The organism is Schlesneria sphaerica, assembly GCF_044336245.1.
GTDB lineage: Bacteria > Planctomycetota > Planctomycetia > Planctomycetales > Planctomycetaceae > Schlesneria > Schlesneria sphaerica.
This window is the reverse complement of record NZ_CP172346.1, coordinates 1,657,367-1,681,619: the sequence shown is the minus strand read 5'-3', so window position 1 is coordinate 1,681,619 and position 24,253 is coordinate 1,657,367. Positions and strand designations below refer to the sequence as shown.

At 55.8% G+C, this 24,253-nt stretch carries 17 protein-coding genes, 1 tRNA gene and 1 pseudogene; 14 read left to right on the top strand and 5 right to left on the bottom strand.

The features are described 5' to 3' along the window. Window positions 1-144: 144 nt before the first annotated feature. Window positions 145-3,201: an outer membrane protein assembly factor gene (locus ACGY09_RS06295; RefSeq protein ID WP_397570902.1), complete on the bottom strand. Its 3,057-nt coding sequence runs from the start codon at window positions 3,199-3,201 to the stop codon at window positions 145-147. 751 nt (window positions 3,202-3,952) lie between these two features. Here ACGY09_RS06295 and hpnC point away from each other — a divergent pair. From hpnC to fliN, 3 genes are all read left to right on the top strand, one after another. After that, on the top strand, window positions 3,953-4,861 hold the full coding sequence (gene hpnC, locus ACGY09_RS06290; RefSeq protein WP_397570901.1) for a squalene synthase HpnC: 909 nt from the start codon (window positions 3,953-3,955) through the stop codon (window positions 4,859-4,861). A gap of 213 nt (window positions 4,862-5,074) precedes the next feature. After that, window positions 5,075-6,049, top strand: coding sequence for a phytoene/squalene synthase family protein (locus ACGY09_RS06285; protein WP_397570900.1), 975 nt, complete (start codon window positions 5,075-5,077; stop codon window positions 6,047-6,049). A 271-nt stretch (window positions 6,050-6,320) separates the two neighbouring features. Next, entirely contained in the window at window positions 6,321-6,797 is a 477-nt protein-coding gene (gene fliN / locus ACGY09_RS06280) for a flagellar motor switch protein FliN (protein ID WP_397570899.1), read from the top strand. On the opposite strand, the gene ACGY09_RS06275 is transcribed toward fliN, so the two are convergent. After that, window positions 6,781-7,341 (bottom strand): ComEA family DNA-binding protein, encoded by a 561-nt coding sequence (locus ACGY09_RS06275; protein WP_397570898.1) that lies wholly within the window; start codon window positions 7,339-7,341, stop codon window positions 6,781-6,783. The two genes, fliN and ACGY09_RS06275, sit on opposite strands and share 17 nt — an antisense overlap. Before the next feature lie 215 nt (window positions 7,342-7,556). Between ACGY09_RS06275 and ACGY09_RS06270 the strand changes: the two genes are divergently transcribed. The 6 genes from ACGY09_RS06270 to ACGY09_RS06245 all read left to right on the top strand — a co-directional run bounded on the left by ACGY09_RS06270 (window position 7,557) and on the right by ACGY09_RS06245 (window position 14,695). Then, on the top strand, window positions 7,557-8,600 hold the full coding sequence (locus ACGY09_RS06270) for a prenyltransferase/squalene oxidase repeat-containing protein (protein ID WP_397570897.1): 1,044 nt from the start codon (window positions 7,557-7,559) through the stop codon (window positions 8,598-8,600). 167 nt (window positions 8,601-8,767) lie between these two features. Beyond that, window positions 8,768-9,250: an Hsp20/alpha crystallin family protein gene (locus ACGY09_RS06265; RefSeq protein ID WP_373651124.1), complete on the top strand. Its 483-nt coding sequence runs from the start codon at window positions 8,768-8,770 to the stop codon at window positions 9,248-9,250. A 387-nt stretch (window positions 9,251-9,637) separates the two neighbouring features. Further along, window positions 9,638-10,471 carry a suppressor of fused domain protein gene (locus ACGY09_RS06260; RefSeq protein ID WP_397570896.1) on the top strand — a complete coding sequence of 278 codons (834 nt, stop codon included), beginning with the start codon at window positions 9,638-9,640 and terminating at the stop codon, window positions 10,469-10,471. A gap of 340 nt (window positions 10,472-10,811) precedes the next feature. After that, a complete protein-coding gene (locus tag ACGY09_RS06255; RefSeq protein WP_397570895.1) occupies window positions 10,812-12,560 on the top strand; it encodes a hypothetical protein in 1,749 nt (582 codons plus the stop codon). 100 nt (window positions 12,561-12,660) lie between these two features. Then, a tRNA-Asn gene (locus tag ACGY09_RS06250) sits at window positions 12,661-12,733 on the top strand. Between the two features lie 1,491 nt (window positions 12,734-14,224). Continuing rightward, window positions 14,225-14,695, top strand: a complete 471-nt coding sequence (locus ACGY09_RS06245; RefSeq protein WP_397570894.1) for a hypothetical protein — start codon at window positions 14,225-14,227, stop codon at window positions 14,693-14,695. 420 nt (window positions 14,696-15,115) lie between these two features. On the opposite strand, the gene ACGY09_RS06240 is transcribed toward ACGY09_RS06245, so the two are convergent. Next, a complete protein-coding gene (locus ACGY09_RS06240) occupies window positions 15,116-16,246 on the bottom strand; it encodes a transposase (RefSeq protein WP_397570893.1) in 1,131 nt (376 codons plus the stop codon). Window positions 16,247-17,859: 1,613 nt separating this feature from the next. On the opposite strand from ACGY09_RS06240, the gene ACGY09_RS06235 reads away from it, so the two are divergent. Further along, window positions 17,860-18,936: an AI-2E family transporter gene (locus tag ACGY09_RS06235; protein ID WP_397570892.1), complete on the top strand. Its 1,077-nt coding sequence runs from the start codon at window positions 17,860-17,862 to the stop codon at window positions 18,934-18,936. Between the two features lie 275 nt (window positions 18,937-19,211). Here the strand turns inward: ACGY09_RS06235 and ACGY09_RS06230 are convergent, their stop codons facing one another. Together ACGY09_RS06230 and ACGY09_RS06225 are read right to left on the bottom strand one after the other, a co-directional pair. Continuing rightward, window positions 19,212-20,621 carry a hypothetical protein gene (locus tag ACGY09_RS06230; RefSeq protein ID WP_397570891.1) on the bottom strand — a complete coding sequence of 470 codons (1,410 nt, stop codon included), beginning with the start codon at window positions 20,619-20,621 and terminating at the stop codon, window positions 19,212-19,214. Further along, window positions 20,618-21,163 (bottom strand): RNA polymerase sigma factor, encoded by a 546-nt coding sequence (locus ACGY09_RS06225; RefSeq protein WP_397570890.1) that lies wholly within the window; start codon window positions 21,161-21,163, stop codon window positions 20,618-20,620. The genes ACGY09_RS06230 and ACGY09_RS06225 overlap by 4 nt, the downstream gene beginning before the upstream one ends. Before the next feature lie 384 nt (window positions 21,164-21,547). Here ACGY09_RS06225 and ACGY09_RS06220 point away from each other — a divergent pair. From ACGY09_RS06220 to ACGY09_RS06205, 4 genes and pseudogenes are all read left to right on the top strand, one after another. Continuing rightward, window positions 21,548-21,799, top strand: a pseudogene (locus tag ACGY09_RS06220) (IS66 family transposase zinc-finger binding domain-containing protein); the annotation flags it as partial. A 300-nt stretch (window positions 21,800-22,099) separates the two neighbouring features. After that, window positions 22,100-22,429, top strand: a complete 330-nt coding sequence (locus ACGY09_RS06215; protein ID WP_373651132.1) for a hypothetical protein — start codon at window positions 22,100-22,102, stop codon at window positions 22,427-22,429. Window positions 22,430-22,685: 256 nt separating this feature from the next. After that, window positions 22,686-23,312 carry a type IV toxin-antitoxin system AbiEi family antitoxin domain-containing protein gene (locus ACGY09_RS06210; protein ID WP_373651133.1) on the top strand — a complete coding sequence of 209 codons (627 nt, stop codon included), beginning with the start codon at window positions 22,686-22,688 and terminating at the stop codon, window positions 23,310-23,312. Continuing rightward, window positions 23,309-24,223, top strand: a complete 915-nt coding sequence (locus ACGY09_RS06205) for a nucleotidyl transferase AbiEii/AbiGii toxin family protein (protein ID WP_397570889.1) — start codon at window positions 23,309-23,311, stop codon at window positions 24,221-24,223. The genes ACGY09_RS06210 and ACGY09_RS06205 overlap by 4 nt, the downstream gene beginning before the upstream one ends. The last annotated feature ends 30 nt before the right edge of the window (window positions 24,224-24,253 follow it).

Sequence of the window (24,253 nt, the reverse complement as noted above, 5' to 3'; positions counted from 1 at the left end):
AATGTTTCCTGACCGATCAAGTCCGCCTGCTGCATTCCAAAATACGAAACGACAGCAGGGGAGTATTCACGACGTCCAGTTCGAAACTACATACCTGCAATCGGCAGGACCGGAGGAAAAAATCATGCCCAGCGCACACGCGGCCTAGCGGTTCACACCGATGTAGAACGCGAAGACCTGCTGGATATCGCCCTCTTCTTTCATCAGAGGTACTGCCAGGTCGAGCGCGATGGGAACGGGGCCCATGGCTGGCACGGTCACACGGAGACCACCCCCCAGCGACAGACGGAAGTTGCTGAGCGATACATTGTCATTCACAGTACCGAAGTCGGTGAAACCGACCACCTTGATCATTTCATTGGCGGTAACTGGCAACATGTATTCTGCACCACCGAGGACCATGAAGTTACCCCCGGTGTAGACTCCCCCTTCCATCGGGCTCACACCGCGGAACGCAAAGCCGCGGAAGGTCTGGAAACCCCCTGCGAAGAACCGTTCGAAGATCGGTGTGTCGTTGCCCGACCAGCTCGCCTGACCACGAACCATCAGGGTGTGTTTCCCCTGACCGTCGATTCGTTGATACGTCGTGAAGTACTGACGTGCCTCAGCTTCAAATCGGGGGTACGAGTATTCGCCGAAAGCCTGTTCGTAGCTGAAATCGACGTAATGACCCGACGTCGTACCAAAAGCGGCATCTCGAGTGTCATGCATCAACGAGCCGCGAATGGTCGAGAGGAAATTGCTTCCGACGGACGCCGCGAGCAGCGGTGGGGTCGGCAGGTACGGGTTGTAGATATTGACGTCTTCCAGTCGCAGGGCTACCGCCGTGGACCAGGTTTGAGTCAACTGGCGACCAAGTCGAATACGGCCACCGGTCCGGTCTTCGTACCAGTTTCGGTAATAACGAGTGAAGTAGAATCCGCTCAGGCCCAGGTTGAAGTTGGTGTCCAGGAAGTAAGGATCCTGCCAGTCAACCAGATAACGACTGACCTGCGAACCGGGCATCGCCTCGATCTTGAATTTCTGACCACCACCACGGAAGGCCGTTCCGTTCGTGATGTCAGACCAGCTTCGCGGGGGCTTCAGGATGTCGAAGTTCTGTTCGCTCAGCACAATGTTACCGATGACACCGGCATCGCTGTTCACACCGACACCGAACATCAGGCGCCCTGTACGGGCTTCGGAAACGTAAGCATCCAGGTCGATAAACTCTGGAGGTTCCATCCGTGTCCAGTCGCCCGGATCAGGATCGCGGATCGCCTTTCCGAAGGGGTCCCCCTGAGGACTGTTGTCGAATCCAAAGTTGGCAGGGGGCTGAAGCGGATCGCGACTTTGTGCGCGAAAGATCGGTGTGATGGGCGACAGGCCTTCGTCGAAGACTTCGCGAGGTTTGGGTTCCGGTAACGTAATCGGCTGTGCGATCTGGTCGAAGTGCGAGGCGACGGTCACGAACGGGTCGCGACTTTCTTCACGCGATTCGTTCGTACCAACCCAGCCTTGAAGACCAGTGAGAGGCTGAACAGCCCCTTGTGTCTGCAGGCCTTCCGGCCGTCGGTTGGCGGAGGTTTCCGTTGTGGGCTGTGTCCTGGGACGAGCACCCTTGGCCGGACGAGTGGGTTTTTCGGGCTTCCCCTCTGTCCGATTGCGGAGCGTCGTGTGTGGCTGAATCGGCGCAGATTGGCTGCGGACGATGTTGTCGTAATCCCGTTTGTCGACCCAGTTCGGGTTTCTCACGACGTTCGTCTCGATCCGCACGCCCCCTTCCGGGCCCGTTTCGAAGTTCTGCGAACCTTCGAGGCGGCGTTTCATCAGATGGATTTTCTTGGGATCAGCGAGGTCCCCTGGTTGGACTGGCGAGATGTTCCGCACCAGATTCGTCCGCGTGTGCGGGTGATCCCCCTGAATATGGACGTTCAGATTTCGGATGCGATAGACCTTGTCTTCTTCAATCTTGTAGACGATGTCGACGATCCCGTCGTCTTCCGTCCAGCGGGGGACCGCGTCGACCCGGCAGAACAAGCGGCCCTGCTCACCGTATTTCGTTCGGATCGCGTCGACGTCTTTATTGATGTCGCGGGTGTTGTAGTGCACCCCTTCCGCGACTTTCATCATTCCGCGGATTTCCTCTTCCGAGATCACATTGTTGCCGTCGACTTCGATACTTCGGATCTTGTACCGGATCCCCTCGTCGATGGTGTACAGGATCTTGACCTTGGAACGGTCTTCGGAAAACTTCAGCGTGTGCTTGATGTCAACGTCGAAGTACCCCAGGCTGTGGTAGTACTGTTTGACCCCTTCGATATCATCCTTTATCGACGCAGGATCGTATTTTCCACCGAACAGCCACAGGATCTGGGTCTTGGTCCGGGTCTTCGTTTTCAGGATCCCGTCGTAGAAATCCTCGTTTCCGTCAAATTCGACGCCGGAAACAGCGACTTTCGGGCCTTCGTTGATCAGAAAGACCACTTCGCGATCGTCGCGATCGTTCCCTTTCTCCAGTTCGACCGTCGCAAAGGCATAGCCTTTTTCGTGGTAGTATTCTTCGATACGGCGAGCACACTCGCGGTTTGAACTGACGTCAAACGGGCTGCCGGGGCGGAGCTGAGTCATCGAGTCAAACACTTTCTGTTTGATCTTCTTCAGACCCTTGTATTCGACTCGGCGGACAATAGGACGCTCCAGGACGCGGAAGACCAGCACCACCCCATCGTCGGTGCGACGCAAGGTCGGTTCGACACTGGCAAACCAGCGTGTTCGTACCAGCGCATCAACGTCGTCCTTGATCTGCTTCTGCGTCACAGGGCGACCGGGACGTGTCTTGATATGTTTGGCGATTTCCGGGTTGGGAATGGTCGAGTTTCCCTCAATGACCACGTCGACCAGAGACTCATCAAGGTGAAAGGGTGTATCGGGCTTGTCCTCGTCCCCTTCGAACGCGGCCACGGGGCGAATACCCGACAGACCAGAGGTCTTGGGAAGCTTCACTGCCGAACGATCTTTGCGGTCTGCTGCCGTCGTCGTTGTTCTTTTCGGAGTGGGAAGGTCGAGCGAATGTTCAGGCTCGACCAGACTGCTTTTTGCCGTCTTCGATTTGGCGGCGGACGGGGGACTCGTCGTGTATTGGCCGGATGCATTCTCGACCGCGATCAGACTGCCTGCCACGATTCCCGCGGCGACCATCGAGCGGAAAAATTTCGGCATTGTTTTCAAATTGTAATCGCTGAACCGTCCTGTGCTGGCTTTTTGAAATGATTGTGGCTGCGACTGTTGCAGTTCGGAAAGTGACAGATCCGCAGATGGCATTTCGGGAAAGCAGGGCAGCGAAAGAATCGATCTGCGACTGGTGAATAGCTTGCCAGCCCCAAAAACCATCGCCCACCGCGAGACGAATGTGCCTCTCGGTGACCCCTTGGTAACGACGGTGTTCGAACTGGAGTGCTGGATCATGCGATCTTTTCTCACGGGCACGAGCATTCAGGCTCCGCGCCAATTTCCGAGCACGGGATAGGATGATTCTGACAGGAATTTCACGAAAGGAGGCAAACGCAACCGGACTCCAAAGAGCCCGTTTACCCTTGCGCCGCGGACAATTAGTCTAAAATGAAAATCTCGACAAGATGAACCCCGCGAAACCGGGCAGGGGTCAGCCGGATTAAAGCCAAATAGGAAACGCTCTTGGAAATCGTTGCGATTCCTGCCGCTCGACCTCCCTTTCGCCCACAAAATCAGTCCACCTGGTTTCATTCCCTTTGTTTACCGGGTTACCGCAGTGGGGATTTCTCCAGATCCTGACCCAGCAGAAGCCAGTTATGTCCCGCGGGGGCTCGCCGGCCGCAGGGCGCTTCTTGCAGGAATGATCTGAACGGCTTATTAATCCGCTGCCGACGTACGTCGGCAGGATGGACCGGGCAGATCGCCGTATGACTTTATTCCGATAGAAAGCCATCTACCGTTGTTTCTCGAAGAACTCCGCCGGTACGGCCCCGAGTCATCGGCCAGACAGATTGATCGCGCCGAGGCCGAGGCTTACTGCAAACACCTCGCGACCTCGCATTACGAAAACTTTCCCCTTGTCTCGTGGCTGCTTCCCAAAGAACTGCATCAGCACTTCTACAATGTCTATGCCTACTGCCGCTGGGCCGACGATCTGGGTGACGAAGTTGGCGATCCGGCCAGATCGCTCGAACTGCTCGAATGGTGGCGGCAGGAACTGCAGGCATGTTATGCCGGGCAACTGCGACACCCGGTGTTCGTCGCCCTCAAGCCCACCATCGATCAATTTTCGATTCCTGCTGAACCGTTCCTCGACCTGATTTCGGCCTTCGAACAGGATCAGACAGTTCTCGAATATCAGTCCTTTGAACAATTGCGGGACTATTGCCGCCGCAGTGCAGACCCGGTGGGTCGGCTGGTCCTGTACTTGTGTCAGCAACACCATCCACAAAACGTCGTCTGGTCAGATTCCATCTGTACCGGACTGCAACTGGCCAATTTCTGGCAGGATGTCGCTCGCGACTACAAGATCCGCCGAATCTATCTTCCCAGGGAAGACTACGAGCGATTCGGATACCACCGTGAGGATTTCGACCACGGACGCATCAATCCTCCATTCCTGGAACTGATGAGATTTCAGGTTGATCGAGCACGGCAGTTTCTCAACTCGGGATTACCGCTGATCGAGCAACTTCCGGGGCGGATTCAGGTGGATATTGATCTCTTCGCACGGGGAGGCCTCTGCATTCTCGATCGAATTGAATCGATTGGTTACCGGGTCTGGGAGACGCGTCCGAAAGTCACGAAGTTCGATGCGCTCAAGCTGCTGGCCGGGGCACTCTGGCGGAAAGCGTTTCGGTCACGATGACGTCCTCCTGGATGTCGTCGCGACTGCCACCGGTTGCGAACAGAATGGGTTTCACATGACGATTTGCGTTTAGAATCACGCTCATTCCCCCTTTACGGTTTTCAAACCGGCAGGTTGCGGGCAGAATTGGGCAAAAATTGTCCTTGAATCTCCCCTCCCACACCCCTGTCTCGCCCGCTTTGCGGAGGGAGACCCGACGCGATACCTCCTCCTATGCTGTCTCTTGCCGAATCGTATGAGTATTGCCGGGATCTGACGCAGCGGACCGCCCACAATTTTCGCTTTTCGTTTATGACGCTTCCCGCCGAACGCAGGCAGGCGATGAATGCACTCTATGCCTTCAATCGAATCACAGACGATCTGGGCGACGACGATTCGATTGATCTGGAACTACGCCGGATTCGACTGGCTGTCTGGCGGGAAACCATTCGTCACTCGTTGACTCAATGCAACGCCAAAGGGGGGAATCCGGCGGGGGTAAAGTGTCACGAGGCGTTTCAGGAGCAACTCCTTTCCGTCAGCGGCAAACCGGCCCTCGAAGAAGGAATCGGAACGGCGGAAATGGGGACGTTTTCCGAACATCCGGCGCTCCCGGCGATCACCGACATGGTAACGCGTTACCGAATTCCGCAGGAGTATCTGCTGGCCGTCATCGACGGCGTCGAGATGGACCTCTATCCCTTTGAGATCGCAACATTTGCGGATCTCCAGCGGTACTGCTTCCACGTCGCGGGTGCTGTGGGACTGGGTTGTATTCACGTCTGGGGTTTCAAGGACGAGCAGGCCATTTCGCTGGCCAGTGATTGCGGAATGGCCCTGCAACTGACGAATATTCTGAGAGATGTGGGAGAAGACTCTGATCTGGGGCGGATCTATCTTCCCCGGGAAGATCTGGATCGGTTTGGGTACACCCCCGACGATCTCCGCAACCGCGTGATGAACGACCGATTCCTCAAGTTGATGCAGTTTCAGGCCGACCGAGCCCGACAGTACTACGCTGCTGCCGAACGTCTGTTCGCTTTCCTCGAACCTCCGGGCAAACCGATCCTGCGAGCGATGGTCGATATTTACGAGGGACTGTTGCGGCAGATCGAACGAAACCGGTTTGACGTCTACTCACGCCGTGCCTCGCTGCCGAAATGGAAAAAGCTCTGGTACGCGACCCGGGCCATGATCTTCGCTCGGTAGGGAGACACTATGCCCGCGTGGGACCGGTGGGACCGCGGGGCTCGCTGTTTCCAATTGACGGAAATCGGGATGCTGACGTATACCCCCCGAATGGGGCGTCGGCCATCCCGTCGCCCGTTGCTTCCTTCTGCAGCCTGCGTGGACACCGATGACGCAACCGTTCTCTCCTCTCGAATGGCGGTCTGGCGAAATCCCCTCACCAGATCCCGAATCGCCAGATTCGGACGAAGAGCTCGGGCCGGGTGATGTCCAGTACTTTCGAGGAGGGACAATGCCAATTCCCGATCCCGCATCATTTGCCGGGTTCAACTCGAACTGGCCCGACGGCGAACTGCCGCCCGACCAACTACTGAATTCGGTCGAGCGAAGTTTGAGTGAAGTCATCCTGGGTTCGATGCCCGAACCTGTCGAGAGTCCCCCTCCGGCGGTGGCTTCTACGCCCGCTGCTCAGAGGGTTCAGTCGAAGTCTGTGCCACCCCCGTCTGTTCTCTCTCCTGTTACTGCTGCCGACACCGGTGGTCTGACACTGGATGATCTCGGAGACGTGGAACTCGATATCGCGATCGAGCTTGGTCGTTCGGAATTACTGATTGATGAGGTGATGAAACTGCGGGAGGGGAGCGTCGTGACGCTTGATAAACTCGCCGGAGATCCCGTCGACATCATCGCGAACGGGAAGTTGATCGCACGGGGAGAACTGCTGGTGATCGACGGAATGTTTGGCGTTCGACTCAGCGAAGTTCTCTGACCTCCTCGCTCGCGGTATCGTGCTTCAGGAATGGTCTCAGTTTATCGATCAACTTGATCCCCAGTCCTCGCACGCGGGCAACGTCGTCAATGGATTTGAACGGACCGTTCTGCGTGCGGTCCTCAACGATCCGGCGCGCCAGCTTCTCACCGATGCCATCAAGTTGTGCCCATTCGACCCACGAGGCCTGATTGATATCAATCGAGTAGAAAAACTCGCGCGGTTGCTGATTGATAATCTCGATCTCGGCCTGACCACCTGCCGAAAGTCGCCAGCGGAAGATGACGAGCAGACCGAGCAGCGCGATCACCAGAAATCCCAGGAACAACTGGTCGGCTCGCCGCAACCAGAGTGCGATCGGTGCCTGGTCGGATGGAGTTTTGTGATCGCCCGCATCCGCTCCAACCGGGCCGGACTTGGTCTGCGACGTCTCTGGGCTGCCGGAGTCTCCTTCGGGCAGAGCTGACGGTGCACGCAGCGATTCCACTCCCGGTCGCATCGGGGTGGAGCGGTCTGCTACTTGCCTCGCCCGGCGGCTCGCCATTCGCACTCCTCGTTGAGATAGGAAACTCTGGAAAAGTTCCGGATTGTAGCAAAGTTTTCAGTGACGATTCAGAATTCGCCGCTCTGTTTTCGTGAGACGAAGTCTCTTGCGGTGGAAGTTCTTCCCTTTCGCTACTGACTTGCGTAAAGTTGAGAAGTGCAGGGGACGCGCCCGTAACGTAGCCGCATTGTGCGATCACGGACATGGACAGGGAGATGGGAACGTTGATGTTAAACCGTGCCTCGATCGCCGTGATGCTGTTGCTGACCTTTCTGGGCCGCATCGACACCGTTTTGGCGCAAACCAAGGATCCCAAAGCGAAGCTCGCCGCGCAACGCGGAATCGACTGGCTGGTCAGTGAGCAGCACCGCAGCGGATACTGGGAAGCCAACCAGGGGCAGTACCGCGTTGCGATGACCGCGCTGGCAGGCAACGCGATGCTCTGCGAAGGTTCCACGACCACTCGAGGACGTCTTGCGAAGCCCATCTCACGGGCTGTTGATTATCTGATCGATACGGCTCAACCAAACGGATTGATCGGCTACAAGCATGACTATCACTACACCTATGGGCACGGCTTCTCGATGCTGTTCCTCTCGCAGGTCTACGGCGAGGAAGAGAACGCACAGCGACGTGAGAAGCTGAAAGAAGTCCTGACGAAGGCGGTACAGTTCTGTGGTGAAGCTCAGACACCCGATGGCGGCTGGGGCTATGTCTCGGCCAAGGATGGAAACAATTTCGACGAAGGTTCGACATGCGTGACCCAGGTGCAGGGACTGCGGGCTTGCCGCAATGCGGGAATTCCCGTTCCTCGCGAAGTAATCGATAAGGCGGTCGAGTACATCCGCAAGTGCATGGCACCGGACGGCGGCATTCAGTACAGCCTGCGTAACGCGGGTGGATCCCGCCCCCCGATCACCGCGGCAGCCATCGCCTGTCTGTTTAATTCGGGCGACTACGAAAACGAAACCGCCAAGAAGCTGTTGAACTACTGCCAGAAGAATATCGAAGGGACGAACAACCAGGCCCAGATGTTCGGACACTGGCACTACACCCATTACTACTATTCCCAGGTGCAGTACCGGCTGGGCGATGACAAATGGTCGAAATATTTTTCGACGATCTCGAAGCAGATCATGGCTCAACAGTCTGCCAACGGTTCCTGGAAAGAAGGGCACGTGGGGCCGGTTTACGTGACCGCGATCAACTCAACCATTCTGCTGCTGGATAACGGCTACCTCCCGATCTATCAGCGCTAAACGCTCATCATGGGGTCATTCGATCCGTCAGCGCCTTTCGGTCTCCGTCTCTACGAAATCAAACATCCGATGACGCTTTACTCGTCGGGTTCGTCCCTGATGACATATCGTCACGTTCTGCTGTCTTCATTGATGTCACCGATCTTCAACAGAAAGTCATAATAAACATGAGTGAGTCTAACCCTGAAAACAGCGGCATTCCCCCGGTGGAACGAGTTCGTCAGGAAGTCGATCGCTGGCTGGAAGTTGTTCGCAACACCGGCGAACGGACGCTGGAATCGCTGGGAATCACAGGGGGAAACCGCACGTCAAACCTCCCCGTGGACATGATTGAGCTGCCGAATGAAATCGTTGTGCAGGTTGACCTTCCTGGTGTCAGTGCTGAAACAGTCGATGTGAGTCTTGCGGGAAACATGCTGACGATCACGGCAACTCGCCAGCGACAGGAGTTCACGGGTGACGCCCGGGTTCATGTCCGTGAGCGTTTCGCCGGACAATATCAAAGAGCCATTCCATTACCCGCTGCGGTGAACGACGAAGGGGTGAAAGCCGAAACGCGTGACGGCCTCTTAACGATCACGTTGAAAAAAGCCGTTCCTGGCCCTGGTCGCTCGATTCCCGTTTCTCGCGGCAACGGCGGAACAGTTTAGTTTCTCCGTAACAAGTGCCTTATCTCCGCTTCTCCCCCTGCATGACTCACTCCCCGACAAGAGAGCCGTGCAGGGGGATTCTGTTTTGCCACAACGAATTTCGCCTCCTCCCCGATCAGACTCGTTCTTGAGTCGCCTTCACCAAGGCAATTGAAGCAGGGTGAGTTCGACTCGCCAACCGGTCACTTCAAATGACCGCAGAGGATTTCGAGTTCTCGCTCGAGCTGCCATCAAGGAATCGGCCACTTCGATAGACAATGTGGTGACCTGCATTGTCGTGACGGGTCTCGGCGAGTTATTGTAGCCGCACTCTCTCATTCCTTGCTCCATTTCCGATCCGTATCCAGTAGGCAACGTTCCCCCGGGCCAGCGTTGGAGCCATCGTACATGGCGATCATTTTCCGCTGTGATCACTGCAATACTCGGTACCGAGTGGATCTCGAGAAAGCGGGTTGCCGTGCGAAATGCCGTCAGTGCGGTCGCGATCTCGTCGTCCCCGATGCAAAGCAGAGCGATCATCCGGTGGAACGACCGCGAGTCAAGAAAATTCGATCGGTCACAAAGCCCGTTCATCCGGTCGACTCCCGCAAACGCCGCAAGATCGCCGATCACATTGAATCCACCATCGGCCCCATCGACTTCATCTTTCATGAACTGGTCTCCGAGTACGTCCAGATCGACGTGTATCGCGTTCCTCCTCAGACCAATCATCCCTACTACACGCTGGTGACAAGCGGAATGTCAGAGCTGCCAATGACGGTTCCCGACGGTGCCGAAGCGTTGCGATATGCCGAACTGATGCTCTGCCTCCCTCGAACCTGGAACCTGGGAATGGATGACTTCCGGGATGAGCGGCATTATTGGCCGATCCGCCTGCTGAAGGTCCTCGCTCGTCTGCCGCACGAATTTCAGACCTGGCTGGGGCCGGGGCATTCGGTGCCCAACGGCGTCCCCCCGTTGACGTACGCCTCCAACACACACTTCTGCGGGGCCGTACTGATGCCCCCCCTCAACCCGCCAACACGTTTTCGCACTCTCGACATGGGTGATGACGAGGAGATCCATTTCTATGCTGTCATTCCGCTGTACGCTGATGAGATGGAATGCAAAGTCCAGAAAGGGATGAACTACTTGATCGACCGGCTCGACCGCGCCGAAGTGAACGAAGTGATTGATATCCAACGCAAAAATACCTGCAAGAAGAGCTGGTTCGACTGGTAGCCGTTCGCGCCGTCTCACCCTCGCTGCTGCAGGACAGAAGGCCCTGTCACTCGTTACGGTCTCACTCCTCCTCCTCACTCCTCGCGCTGTCTCGTCAGGTATCGGGACAGTGCCACCTGCGGGGTATCAGCGACAAAGTGCGGTTAGACGCAAGTCTGTCGCCGTCCAGGCTTCTCGTAACAGCTCTGGTTCCAACGCACTGCGGCACAGGATCGCAAAATCTTTAAAAAATCGACCTGAAATCCCAATTTGGCTGCATGAGATCGGCGACGAGTGCCGATTATTCCGATTGTGTCGAGTTATGCCTGTCAAAGAATGGTCGACGTCTCGGGGACGAACCATGCGTTCGCGGATTTTCACGCTGCTTTGTGCTGTTTTTGCTTCCACTGCTCTGGCTGGCTGGTCTGTCCCCGCAACGGCAGAGGACGAGACTGCAGACGGCGACTTCGAGGAAACGGCCGCGACACCGGAAGCACCACCCGCAAGTTATCTCTCCATCATGGGAGAAGTCGTACGTCCCGGCACGTATCAGGTCGATCCCTCCGATCTCACACTGCATAAGCTGGTACAAAACGCTCAAGGCTTCCGCGAACATGCCTCGACCGCGATTCGGTTGATCCGTCGCGGACGCTTCAGTCAGGTCGAAATCTATTCGCAAAACGACGATACTCGACTCCGCTCTGGGGACCTCTTGATCGTCGAATCCAAAAGCTCAGGCACTGGCGACGCTGCGGACAAAGATCAGGGCGAGAGGGAGATCGATCCCTCCTTTCCGGACGGCGACGGATCAGTCCAACCCGAGTTCACACAAATCGCGCTCGTTAATCTGATGGAATACCCGGTTGTGCTGAGGCTCCGACCGCAACGAGCGAACGCAAGATCCATTCTGGAAGCACTCGATTTGCCTGTGACGTTGCTCGACGAAGTCCACGTCATCACACCCAATGTCCCTAACCGACTCTCATCTGAAGCGGCCAAGCAAGCGGCTGCCCTGCAGCATGGCTCGGTCCTGGTCTTCGTACCGGATGAAGCGCGACGACGGCAACTGGTCGGCGTGCTTCCCCGTCCCACTGACATGTCCCGCTCGAAACCCGAGTTCGGGGAACTCGCCGGTCCTTCAGCAGGAGGACGTAGCGCCCCCCGCAAGCCTGCAGGACCCCCGCTTAACCCTTCCTCACAGGGAGATCCATTCGCCGAAGCCGACGAACTTCAGACCCCTGCGAGTGATGTCGTTCTCATTCCCAGCGATGAAGCGAATGCGCCTCAGCAGGGATCCACCGAAGTGGAGGAAACGACCAACGGCCAGTTCCGTCCCGTCGCAGCCGCGAAGCTGCTGGATGCCCCCACTCCCGAGGCCACACCGCTGACTCCCGTCGGGCAGAAACTTCATTCACAAAATTCACATAAAAGTGAATCGAACTTCTCGACAAGAGAGGATCCGACCATTGAGAGGGATGAGGATGAATTTACTCCCGCTTCTCAGCGGTCATTCGTCCACTTGCTGATCATTGTCCTCGCTGTCGGATCACTTGTCGCAGCGGCTCTCCTGTTGCGACATTCCCTTGAGAGAATGGCGCTCAAGATCGACGAATCTCCCGATCGGCTGCGGTTTGATTCAATGCCGACTCTTGCCCAACTTTCGCAGGAGGACCCTGTCCCCACCCGTCCCTCCACCGTCCCCGCACCCAAGTTGCTCAGCGAGCAACTCAGGGAACGCGCAGAGGAACTTGCATTTCCAAAGATGCATGTGGCCCCGGCCGAGCTGGCTAACTCGGGGGAGATCTCGCTCGATATTCTGCAGTGGCAGCAACATGCATCCTCGACATCGCTCGGAACGTCGTATCCAATGATGCAGGACGAGGCCTGCCACGAGGAGCACACTCCGCACGACGAACACACCTCCTACGACGAACTCCGTACGATCCCCTTTCCGGTGGCTCTAGACGCTGCCCTGAAAGTCTCTCCAAGGGCCGACGACGAACCGCGGCAGGAGGAACCAATTCCACAGAAAAATGTGGCAGAAAACGATTCCCATCCCGCTCCTTTGGCGATGGCACTCTTCCAGTTAGAGAACAAACGTCACGACTGATCGGTCGATTTCGCTCAGCCGAAAAAAAGTTCGATTCTGACGTGCCATGTGGACTTGCATCAAACGACCGAATTCAATATCACATGGCCGTCCGACAAATTCCCCGATAGCTCAATAGGTAGAGCGAGCGGCTGTTAACCGCTAGGTCCTAGGTTCGAGCCCTAGTCGGGGAGCTGGTTTCTGTATCGCGAACTGAGCGGTACAGTCGACTCACAAAAGACGCCGAGAGTTCATCCTCTTGGCGTCTTTTTCATTGCTGCCTGTCGCTTGTGTTGCTCGTCTGTCATCTTGTATTGCTCAGGGGTGGAGTTCTCCTCGGACCGGGCGTCGCTTCGAGCCTTGACGCTTTAGCGGAGTTCAGGAGCGGCTCGCGTCAATTTGGGCCGCTGTCCCAGTTCCTCAATCCGTCACGGACGCCCGACGATCTCAAGTTACGACCGCCTACAATCATTCTTATGAGGCACAGAGAAGATGCACCTCGCCCGAATTGTCAAATATCAGAGATGCCGTCGACGTGGTTTGAAACTCCCAACAAAACCGAAGCGGGAAGGGGACTCGAGGGCATCATCGGGGTTCCACATTCGCTCTGGTCTTGCGATCAGGAGGCCAGTCGACGAGATGAAATAGGGACTGGCTCGTCTAAGGTTCCCTGCCAGAGTGCCTGTTTCTGTTCTTCAGCATTCTTGACTCGGTTTTTTCCCGGAAAGTGGTTCCCGATCAGCGTTTCGATGCCAGTCCGCTCCGTCGCCGATGTCGTGCGTAACCGACTTAATCGATGAGTCGGGAAGTTCGGCCGCGTCCCGAAATGTGTTGGCCAGTCAGGCCAGTCCGCCGAAGCGACTTAAACCGTGATGATTACAGCACGTGGGACTGGCCACCGACTGGCCAAGAATTGGCCCGCTGGCCAGTCCCTCCGTTTGTCGCTTCAGGATTTTCCGGAAGTCGTTGGAAAGCTGGCACCGCCAATAATAGAAACACCCTGCTCCAACCGCCGTCTCCTTTTCTCGCCCGCCACAGGCCATCTCAGTCCCATTCAGAAATCGATTACTGATCGCTCTCTCGCAAGTCACCCGATGCTGTTCGAACTCCCCCGGATCCATCCCGATAACCGCCGCTGTCGACCGCCTTCAACTCACCTGCTACTGTTCGGCCATCCCCTTCCAGCTAAATGATTCAATCAATCGCCGGTGAAGGGCACGGGCGGACCAACTCCCAATCCACAGATCCCAGCTCTAAGAACGTCAAGTCCCGCAATCCAGCCACCTCGCTCCACGTGGCCCCCTCACCGGCAACAGATGGACCGCAGCAAACAGTTTCTGAAACACGCCGCAGCACCGCGAGCCCGGACATCCAAACCTCTGGAATGATGGCTACGGATCGCTGCTGACGGCAAATCCCAGACGGTCCCACTCTGCCTTCCCGCTTGCATCTCACTGTCCGGCCAGCAGAATATGCTATGTCCCTGTGGCCATGTCCATCTTCCCTGAAACGGCGTCCGAGATTGCACGGGTTCTCAAGCCGGGCGGATCGGACCGCTTGAGCCATCCAGATGGCTACGCAAAGGTTGCCCGTCAACGTGTGATCGATGCTGTTGGCGGAAACGTTCAGCAATGGACGAAAGACGGAATCACGACGACCGTAATCACTGCACCAAGGTAGAACTCATGCCGCACACCGTTGAGCCGAATGAGAAAGAGCAGTTCGTTGTTCGGCTGCTAGACGAACCACCATTCATCCATAGTTTGATGATGTCTCCTGCGGGGCGTGAAGCAATGCTCGATAGTGGAGATTGGCTTGTTTTGGCATTCGCTGTTTGGAGTATTAACGATCAGCCGTCGATCACACATGCCATTGAATTTGCAAAATCACTTGATGGACGCCTGAACCTTGGGCTTCGTCCATTTGAATCTGCCGAAGAATTCGGTCCGTGGTGCGACGTGCACGTGGAGGATTCGTCATTCAGCGACGTCTCTGCTGAGAGAACGACGGAAAACGGTCTTCACGTTTGCATCAAAGGTAAGACTGGCAGCACGCCGATTTGGATCTGCTTCCGTGATGGTGTGGCTGCCGGTGAGCATCACGGATTGTTGGACAAGCAAGGATTACAAGAATTCACAACCCGCAGCTTTCAATGACGTAGACAATCCTGGGCTTCGCCCATGCGTGAGCGTCAGCCCCGCCCCACATTAAAAAAGCAACCAGCCATAGCCACTGCACCGGCCCGGCCACCATCCAGCCACCCAGCGATTCGACCAGAATGGTGCGATTACAACTTTTGCAACAACCGTCACGCTGGCGTCAGCCATTCAGGTGCTGGGGACACTGCATGTTTACTGTAATCGACAGACGTTCTCGAGCGGCCGTGATTTTCCTTTGCGATTTCCGGTCTCGCCGGCCGCAATGGATTCTATCTCAGTTGCACCGAGGATGGTTGTCGCACGACGGGCACGGGCTGGTGGGAATTCGCAGAGGCCCCTTCGGCTCATCCGCTAGTCGCGAATCCCGCCATTACACCACCTCTTCCTTGAGCGTGCCGTGCGAAAACTGCGTCTATGTCAGGAGAAGACCTCGCGGGTTTCTCTGCGGACGTAGTGACGGTGCTGGCAGATGCGACTGCGCGTCAGCTCGATCGTCTGCGGGCGACCGGCGACGTTGTAGAACAGCCTGCCGAACTTTCTGACCAGTGCCAACCAGGCGTTGGCGTTCAGATCCAGCTTGTTGAGGACCTCTTTCAGTTCAGGCGATGTTCGCGTCCGCTGTTCACGCGGAAGCTGCTTCGCCGTCCAGCGGAGCAATCGAAGATAGTTTTCCTGGGTCATCGGCAGAAAGCCTTTATCGCTGCAGCGGGCTCCCGTACGGTTTGCAACCGGCCCCGTCTTCCCATTTCGTTCGTCCAGCGGTAATGGTGCCAGAAATCGATCGGCGGTTGACGCTTGCTTCGTTTTAGGGTCATTCGTCTTCTTGACCGAACGGCGGGATGGTTTGCTCTCTGTCGGTGAACCATCGCTGGGAGTGACGGTGATACGGGGGCTTGAGTGGTTCTGCTGAGCCTGAATCCGCCGCTGGACCGAAGTGTAGTCGCTGGTCTCCAGTCGATCCGCCATCGCCGCTCGAATCGGATTCAAATCGACATAGGCAGCACAAGCGACGAGGGCTGCTTCGTCGAGAAGGCGCACCGCCCGAAATCGGCTTTGCCAGAAGCGGCCGATCTCGTTGTCCTCGTGGTTGGCACGCATCGCTACCGTCTGACATAACAGTCGCATCCACCAGCCGATATCGGACAACCGCAAGCGGATAATTTCCAGCTTACGAGGATCGTTCTGGATGACATCCAACTCGGCCTGATTCGGCTCCAAGGGGTTTCCGTGATCATCCTTCTGGATGGGACAAAGGAGTAACCACCGTCGAGCGACTTCTTCATCACTCCAGGTCGCCACCACATCCGGCCGAGACCGCAATATCAGATGAAAATGGTTCGAGAGAATCGCGAAGCCCAGCAGATCGATCCCAAAGGAGGCGGCATAGCGTTTGAGCAGCTCTTCGATCCACTCCTTTCGATGATCATAGTTCTTACCGGTCAGCGAATCGGTCCCCAGCAGAAAGCAACGGCGAACAACTCGGTTCATGACATGCACGATCGCGACTTCATCGGGCGAGAAAACCTCCGCACGCGCTAACCGAGCCATGTCATCGCCTCCGATTCAATCGCAAAACCCGAGCAATTCACTCCAACGACTTCAAGGCTATCGAGCTTGTGTAGCAATTGTCAACAAAATATGCTGTGTCCCTGTGTCCCTCCGAAGGCGTGGTCCTCGATCTTACGAACACTTGCGTGACTCAAGCACAGCTTGGAGATGTATTGAAACGAGTGCAGGGTGCTGGAGCGACGAATATCAAGGCCGTTGTCATCATTGGTGGAAATTAAAATGCCGGCAATCAAGTGCAAATGTGGTGAAGTCCTTCGCTATGGTGAAATTCCCAATCCAATAGAATGGCTGCTCATCAGCGACACTGAATTTGACGGTTTCTCTGGTGTGGTTGAGTCTGAGAGTCTCTATCAAAAGATGCGGAGTCTTCTTCAGTGCCCGGACTGCAAGCGACTGTGGGTATATTGGGACGGCTTCGATAAAGATCCGACAGAATACGCATGTCAGACATAACAAAAAGCAACCAGCCATAGCCACTGCACCGGCTCTGCCACAGTCCGTTGTGCAAAAAGACTCACAGCGACGTAGCTAGCTCCGTTCGGCGCGTATTGTCACGCTGAGAGTCCCTTTCGGGGAGCTGATTTCTGTATCGCGAACTGAGCGGGTGCACACCAGTTAACAGTCGGCGCCGAGTGTCCATTCTCTCGGCGTCTTTTTCGTTGTCTGCCTGTTACTTTTGTTGCTCACCTGTCGACTTGCGCTGCCCGGGGGGAGATCTCAGCGGACCGGGCGTCGCTTCGAGTTTTAACGCTGTGGCGAGTTCCATTTACGGATCGCGTCACTTGAGACCACTGCCGCACGCCCTCAATCTGAAGAGAATGCCCGACGATCTCAATTTCCGACCTTCCACCGCCATGCTGGTCGGGCACGCGAAAGACGCGGTTCGCTCGAATTGTCAAATTTCAGCGATCGCGTCGACGTCCATTAGCAAGAAAGCGTGAGAAATAGCGCGAACGAACCCAGACCGATTGGCGGAACAAATAAGGCACGCCTTTTTCTACCAAGACTTCTGTCGGACGTGTCTACTCGAAGTGATAGACCGGGCTCTGGCCACTCCGCGGCTGACTGACTCGTTTTCCTTGCGCTGACGTTTGGGAGTCGGTACCGCCGAAAGTTAAGGCGACGTCTGCGCCGGGGTCGGGTCCCGCTGTGCCGATGTGTCTCCATGTCGGTGTCTCACTCGTTTACTAGTCAACCTTAAGCCGCGAAGAAAAAGCAATCGCTTCCCCTGCACGCTTTGCGATCTGCATGACCGTTGGCTGACCATTGCGAAGCAACAAGTTCAAGACTTTAATCGCGTCTTGTTTCCGACGCTCTGATCGTGCGGGCGAGAGGTCGAGAACTTCCTCTGTGATCTCCGCTCACTTTTTTGTCAGCTCTCTATTTCTTGGATGATTGAACGTGGGAATTGCATACCGCGTTCCATTGATTATCGAGACATGGCGCATGAAGTGCTTTCCGGAGCGAACTGCTGTGACGGTAGCGACCAACTGTGAAAGTAATACGACCAAGCAGCTCATGTATTTTTCATCGATACCGAAACACGACGGTCGATTCGCTTCCGAAGTATCGTGACCTTGGCGGAGTATTTCATGACGACGAATGTTTCGGAGCCAAACCCGGAAACGATTCGCAGATCTCTGCAGACGCTCACGACGTTCGTTGTGATCCTGTCGGTCTGCGTTGCTGGCGCCGTACTCACCGCCCTTCGATCAGTTGTGACACCCTTGTTGACTGGCTTGCTGCTGTTGTTGCTGGTCAGCCCCTTTGCGTCGATGCTCGACGCTCGTGGTGTCCCTCGGTGGATCACGTACGTTTTGCTCCTGATCTTCGGCGTGGTCGGAGTCATGGGGGTCGCGCAACTGATTGAGCGGCAGGGAAATCAGTTGATGGACAAACTCCCCGAGTACAAGAAGCGATCGAGTGCGGCCCTGGATCAGTACGCTCGAACATTTGGATTCGCTAACAAAGATGGGCACTTTGACAGCGGCCGATTCGGGCTCTCAGACGTGCTACCGGTTTCACAAGAACAGGTTGTCAGTCCAATCGTGCGGACCGCCATGGAAGTCCTTGAATTGTGCACGATGGCTTTATTTTATCTCTTGTTTGGGCTGGCGGAATCTCAACACTTTTCGAAACGGCTGGAGCGCAGCCTTTCGGATGAATCAGCCTCCGAACTTCGTGCGATCATCGATTCAATCCAGACTGACATCTGGCGGTACTTGTGGACCAAAACAGCAGTCAGCGTTGGCCTGGGACTAACAACCGCAGCACTGGGATGGCAATTCTCGCTCGACTTTTGGCTGCTGTGGGGGTTTCTGATGTTCCTGGCGAACTACATTACATACATCGGATCCATCATTGCACTGATACCACCAATTCTGATTGCCTTCGTCCAATTTGAAAGCCTCTCTGCTGCAGTCGCATTTGCGGTTTTGCTGACGGTCATACGCCTCATCTGGATCGACTACGCCGAAATGCGATTTTCAGGGAAGCAGGTGAATGTCAGCCCCGTGCTTGTGCTGTTTGTCGTGGCACTCATGGGCTGGATGTGGGGAGCAATCGGCATGTTACTCGCGGTCCCTCTTCTCACCGTCGCCCGTGTCATTCTCGGAAATTTTCCGCAGACGCGATATGTTGCCAGCCTAATCAGCGATGTGGAGGCGTAGACCTAAGCTCAAGGGGCACATCGTGAGCAACATGCAGCAGTTCCGCTTAGCGATGAGTATTGTCGCGCTGAAATTTCCTTCCAAGAACAGGTCCACGAGGACGCTGCATGTCTGCTATTCGATCTTTTTACGGATAATCCTCTTCACTCGAAATCCTTCCGCGATGAACGACTCATAGGTTTGTTGACACTCATGAGACGCCTGAAACGCAGAAGGATTTCGTTCTCTTTCGTCCAAAACTGGAATTCACGCAAGAAAGCATGCTTGGTTAAAGACTAGCGGGTAACCGGTAAGGGTAAATCAGATGGCATTAGGTCTTTGATACTCAAATCTCCGTAAATGACGCGATACGTCCTGGAGTTCCGTGGGCGGTACCAGCATACAATTTCGTTCTTGTCACCCAGCTTGACCTCGTCGCCGAGATACTTCCACGTGCTGAATTCGGTCGAGTCGTTGATGAAATCTTCGATCGGGCCGTCGGGTCTCAAGTAACGCTGCCGGATCGTCTGCAGCATTGTTTCGGCCGATGTTAACTCGTCCTTTGCCTTGCCATCCAGTTGAGTGATCAACTCGTGAGCGTTTCCCTGGCTGAAGTTTGGCATTTGATCCGGAAACGTGCCGCCGAGAACCAGAGCCACAATTCGCAAAAATTCGACGACGTCCGATTCCTTGGCTGAAGGAGTCCCGACAACTTGCAGCTCAAAACCTTTTGGAGAGTCAAGTCGAAACAGTTCGTCGTCCAGTGGCACATCAAACGTAATATCATACAACCGAAATCCGCTATACACTCCTTGCAGCGGCTCATCGTAAACCTTGTCGGGATCAATGATGTCCATCCCAGGAACTTGATGCTCAACAAGTTGCTTGTTTTCCGCGTCGATCCAGAAATCGGCGTTCCATCTCTTCGCGTCGTTCGGAGCCGACGCGAATGGACAACGAAACCCGACGGCTTCACGTCCGGCGACAACGCGACGGCCCAGCATTTTCAGATTGCTGTGAGCCATCATGTTCCCCGCCGACACGAACGGGCCGCCTTGGCTATCCATCGGTTCATTCAACGCATACAAAATCGCTTTTTTCTTTGTCGGATAAATCGAAAGTCGCTTCAACTTGACGGAATCGCGGATATCGATGGACTGAATATTTCCGTCACGGTCGCGGGACACTTCACGATACTTGCCGGGAGCCTTGTAAAAACATTCACGCGTCTCGAACTGTTCCGGTGCGAGTTTGACTTGTTGTTCCTTGAGGCAACGTCGCGGAAAAAACTTCAAACTGTAGGTCGCAGATTTCACCTCGCCAACCTTCTGCTGAGCAACAGCAAGATCGTCGGCAAGAACATGCCCGACTCCTGACATGCCAGTTGATTTCCAAAGCACCACCCCCATGGCGATCAGGAACGTTGCGGCGGCCGACAGACTCATTTTCAAATTCCGCCTGGTCGCTGTCGGGCCTGCCAATCTCGGCCGGGCGAGGACATGATCCATGACCGAGTTTGCAATACGGACGTCCACGGAGAGATCAGCGTCCTGAGTCAGACGCGCCACCACCTGCCGAGTTTCTTCCAGCGACTTTCGACAATTGGGACATTCAATCAAGTGTTGATCAATTTGCTTCTGGATCTGTTCTTGAGCAATACCCTCGAGCAGGCTTGCGTATTCTCCTTCACATTGCTGGCAATTCATAATCGTTCCTCGAGTTTCAGAGTTCGCAGAGACGATCGCAACATGGCATAGGCCCTTGATAAGCGACTTGTGACTGTCGCTAGCGGGATTCCAAGTTGGGTCGCGATGACGTGACACGATTGACCGCCATAAAAACGCCGCAAGATGACGTCCCGGTACGGTTCGGGCAGTTCCGCAACGGCTTGCTTGATCAGATCGTCGGAATTGTGGTCGGTGACAGATTCCACGACGGCGTGACTCGGGATTGAGTCGAGATCCGCATTCGCGTGCTGGCGACGTTGACGTCGGTGGATTTCGGCCACGACTCGATCGGAGATCCCAAATAACCAGGCCAGGAACGAATCGGCTCGGCGCAATTTCGCCAGGCTGAAATACGCTCGAACCATGGTTTCCTGAGCGGCCTCCGCCACATCGGTCTGATTCGCCAGCTTAACGGACACATGCTTGCACAGCGGTTGCTGATACCGAGTGACGAGATTTCGAAAGGCTTCCGGATTTCCTTCCAAACAACATCGTACGTCCTCGGCATCGGTCGTTGGCATAGCCCACCCGTTCACGAAATGAATGAATTCTCAGCAATAAGTGTCGGCAGGATCGAAAACGCTGCAACAAATTCGGCGAGAGATCAACTTTTTTTCAGGACAACTCGCCACGTTTATGCCGGTGGCGAGCCACTGCACATGTAATCTCAAATTGGAGCAAGTCACATCGGGAGCAACGGTGGAATCGTCATCCGTCTCGCGACCAATTCGTCAACAGTCATTTGCTGGGCGTTCTTCATCAACTGTTTGCTATTTCGGTATTACGAATACGTGAATCTCAGTATCCGCAGGCATTCCGCCCGAGAAAGATTGGAAGGCTGTTTAACAAGTCTGCGGTCGACAAAGTCTCATGCGCAATCGAACGGATCGTCGCTGGGGGCCGCCAAGCCCAAGGGGCATGGCCGACGTCCCATCCCGCCTGAGATCCCGCGGGAAACGATCGTCCATGAACTGACGGAGCAAGAGCGACTGTGTCCCTGCTGTGGAGAGTTACGCGCCGAGATCGGACGTGAGGTCAGCGAGCAGCTGGAATTCATCCCCGCCCGTCTCAAGGCGATTCGGCACGAACGAGTGCGCTACGCCTGCCGGGGCTGCAAAGAGCATGTTGCGCTGGCCCCCAAGCCACCGCAACCGATCAACAATGTCAACAGAATCTGCTGTGTCCTTGTTGACCCGTTCCTGACGGAACGTGTCACTATCTGAAGCGGGGAATAAATGCTGTTCCGGGGATCTCAGCCATCGTCTTCAAGACCTTCAAACTGTGCATGGGCTACAATTGCGAGCTTGCAGAAGCTGAATCGCCCCTTGCAGGCGTCTATTGACGGTTGCGTCGAAGTCACTGTCACTTGAACCGAAGGTCGGGCAGAACCAGAATCGGGGAGAGCCGATGGAACTCGTAGAGTGATCTGACTTCAGGAATTGAGACTGAACGTGAATATGACGACTGTTTTTCGCTTAGGTTTGGTCGGCACATTGCTGACGGCGAGTCTGGTGGCCGTCACGGCACTCGGGTTCGTCATGTTCGGGGTCGATACTTCCGAGATTTCCTTCACGGGAGAGAACTCCGAGGAGGCTGTTGAGCGGCAGGTGATTGATTTTTGTGGTGCCTGTCACGTTGTTCCCCGTCCTGACGCTCTTCCTCGAAGTTCATGGGGGGAAGAAATTGAAAAGGCGTTCGAACGGTATCGAGTTTCAGGTCGATCGGATCTCAATGAAACCGGGTCACTGGGACGCCGTATGTTCGCCGTAAGCGGCAGAAATTCTTGAACGGTCGTGCCGCTTTTTGTTGAGATTGTCGGTCACACTGATCGCGATGGATTCCTGTCGAGTTTACACCAAGGTTTGTTGTAACATTGCTGGCTCGGGTGGAGTTTCGTCCGTGTCAAGAAGATGTACCACGTCTCCGGGTGTGGTCCATGGCATGCGGAGGCCAAGGCCGATCCCTATTGGCTTTCTCGCATTCCTGACCCAGCATGGATAGAAAAACTGGCACACACAGCGTTGTGCTGGTATATTTATCCACATGAGCGTCGAACACCATTCCGAAGAATCCCGCCCGATCTCGGCGGCGCTGGACCACTTCCGCGCCCACGGCGGGGTGCTCCGCACGCGCGATGCTCTGGAGGCCGGTATTCATCCCCGGACACTGTACGCTCTGCGTGATTCCGGTCGGATCGAACTGCTCAGTCGGGGGCTGTACCGACTGGCGGATGCTCCGTCGCTTGGCAATCCTGACCTGGTCACCGTCGCTCTCAAGATTCCCAACGGTGTGCTCTGTTTGATCTCGGCGCTCGCCTGGCATGAACTCACCACCCAGATTCCCCACGAAATCTGTGTCGCCATTCCCCGAGGGGCAGAACCACCACGGCTGTCCTATCCGCCCGTGAGGCATTTCTGGTTCAGCGGTACAGCCTATTCGGAAGGGATCGAAACGCACTTGGTCGACGGAGTCCCCGTTCGCGTCTACAGCCGCGAGAAGACACTGGCGGACTGCTTCAAGTACCGGAATCGAATCGGCCTCGACACCGTGCTGGAAGCCCTCAAGACCTACCGCCACCAGGACCGCGTCAACGTCGAGTCGCTCCTTCATTACGCGGAAATCTGTCGCGTGAATCGCGTCATCCGGCCCTATCTGGAGGCCGTAATGTGACCGAGCGGCCCCTCAAGAACGTCGCGGCCTCAGTCCGCCAGCGGCTGATGAATTCCGCCAAAGCCTCGCAGCGTCCGTTTCAGGAAGTCCTCCAATATTTCGCGATGGAGCGATTCCTCTACCGTCTATCGCAGTCTTCCCATGCCGAGCGGTTCATTCTCAAAGGAGCGCTCCTGTTCAACCTGTGGGGCGCGCCATTCTCCCGGCCGACACGCGACATTGACCTGCTAGGCCGACTCAACAACAGTGTGGACACCATCGTTCCAGTGTTCCGCGATGTCTGCCAGCAAGAGGTCGAGCCGGATGGTTTGGTGTTTGCCGTCGAGACTGTGGCAGGGGAACCGATTAAGGAAGACGCGGACTACTCGGGCGTGCGAGTCATCTTTCAGGCGTCCCTTGAAAATGCCCGTGTTCCTATGCAGATCGACATCGGGTTCGGTGACACGGTCGTACCCGATGCAGCGTTCGCCGACTACCCCACGATCCTGGACCATGCCCATCCGCGACTTCGCGCTTACCCGAAGGAGACTGTGGTCGCCGAGAAGTTCGAGGCGATGGTGAAGCTCGGGCAACTCAATAGCCGTATGAAGGACTTCTTCGATCTGTGGTTCATGTCGCGGCAGTTTGAATTCGATGGCCGTTTGTTGTCTGAGGCGATCACAAGAACATTTGAAAATCGCAAGACCGCCATGAGTGCGGCGCCGATCGCGTTGACCGCGGCCTTCGGGAACGACCCGATCAAACAGACGCAGTGGAAGGGATTCGTGCGAAAGTCGCGACTGGAGATCGCCCCCGCCGACTTCCCGGTGGTTGTCGAGGCTCTCGGGCATTTTCTGGGACCACTGGCACCAGCCCTCGCGAGGGGCCAGGAGTTCGCGTCGAGTTGGCATCCGCCTGGGCCGTGGCAATGAAAGTCGGACCTCTCAATGAAGAAGTCCAAG

What these genes read in the sequence shown, in the direction of transcription:
- ACGY09_RS06295 (WP_397570902.1), bottom strand. Translation starts at nt 3,201, where the DNA reads ATGCCGAAATTTTTCCGCTCGATGGTCGCCGCGGGAATCGTGGCAGGC.
- ACGY09_RS06285 (WP_397570900.1), top strand. Translation starts at nt 5,075, where the DNA reads ATGCTGTCTCTTGCCGAATCGTATGAGTATTGCCGGGATCTGACGCAG.
- fliN (WP_397570899.1), top strand. Translation starts at nt 6,321, where the DNA reads ATGCCAATTCCCGATCCCGCATCATTTGCCGGGTTCAACTCGAACTGG.
- ACGY09_RS06275 (WP_397570898.1), bottom strand. Translation starts at nt 7,341, where the DNA reads ATGGCGAGCCGCCGGGCGAGGCAAGTAGCAGACCGCTCCACCCCGATG.
- ACGY09_RS06270 (WP_397570897.1), top strand. Translation starts at nt 7,557, where the DNA reads ATGGGAACGTTGATGTTAAACCGTGCCTCGATCGCCGTGATGCTGTTG.
- ACGY09_RS06265 (WP_373651124.1), top strand. Translation starts at nt 8,768, where the DNA reads ATGAGTGAGTCTAACCCTGAAAACAGCGGCATTCCCCCGGTGGAACGA.
- ACGY09_RS06260 (WP_397570896.1), top strand. Translation starts at nt 9,638, where the DNA reads ATGGCGATCATTTTCCGCTGTGATCACTGCAATACTCGGTACCGAGTG.
- ACGY09_RS06255 (WP_397570895.1), top strand. Translation starts at nt 10,812, where the DNA reads ATGCGTTCGCGGATTTTCACGCTGCTTTGTGCTGTTTTTGCTTCCACT.
- ACGY09_RS06245 (WP_397570894.1), top strand. Translation starts at nt 14,225, where the DNA reads ATGCCGCACACCGTTGAGCCGAATGAGAAAGAGCAGTTCGTTGTTCGG.
- ACGY09_RS06240 (WP_397570893.1), bottom strand. Translation starts at nt 16,246, where the DNA reads ATGGCTCGGTTAGCGCGTGCGGAGGTTTTCTCGCCCGATGAAGTCGCG.
- ACGY09_RS06235 (WP_397570892.1), top strand. Translation starts at nt 17,860, where the DNA reads ATGACGACGAATGTTTCGGAGCCAAACCCGGAAACGATTCGCAGATCT.
- ACGY09_RS06230 (WP_397570891.1), bottom strand. Translation starts at nt 20,621, where the DNA reads ATGAATTGCCAGCAATGTGAAGGAGAATACGCAAGCCTGCTCGAGGGT.
- ACGY09_RS06225 (WP_397570890.1), bottom strand. Translation starts at nt 21,163, where the DNA reads ATGCCAACGACCGATGCCGAGGACGTACGATGTTGTTTGGAAGGAAAT.
- ACGY09_RS06215 (WP_373651132.1), top strand. Translation starts at nt 22,100, where the DNA reads ATGACGACTGTTTTTCGCTTAGGTTTGGTCGGCACATTGCTGACGGCG.
- ACGY09_RS06210 (WP_373651133.1), top strand. Translation starts at nt 22,686, where the DNA reads ATGAGCGTCGAACACCATTCCGAAGAATCCCGCCCGATCTCGGCGGCG.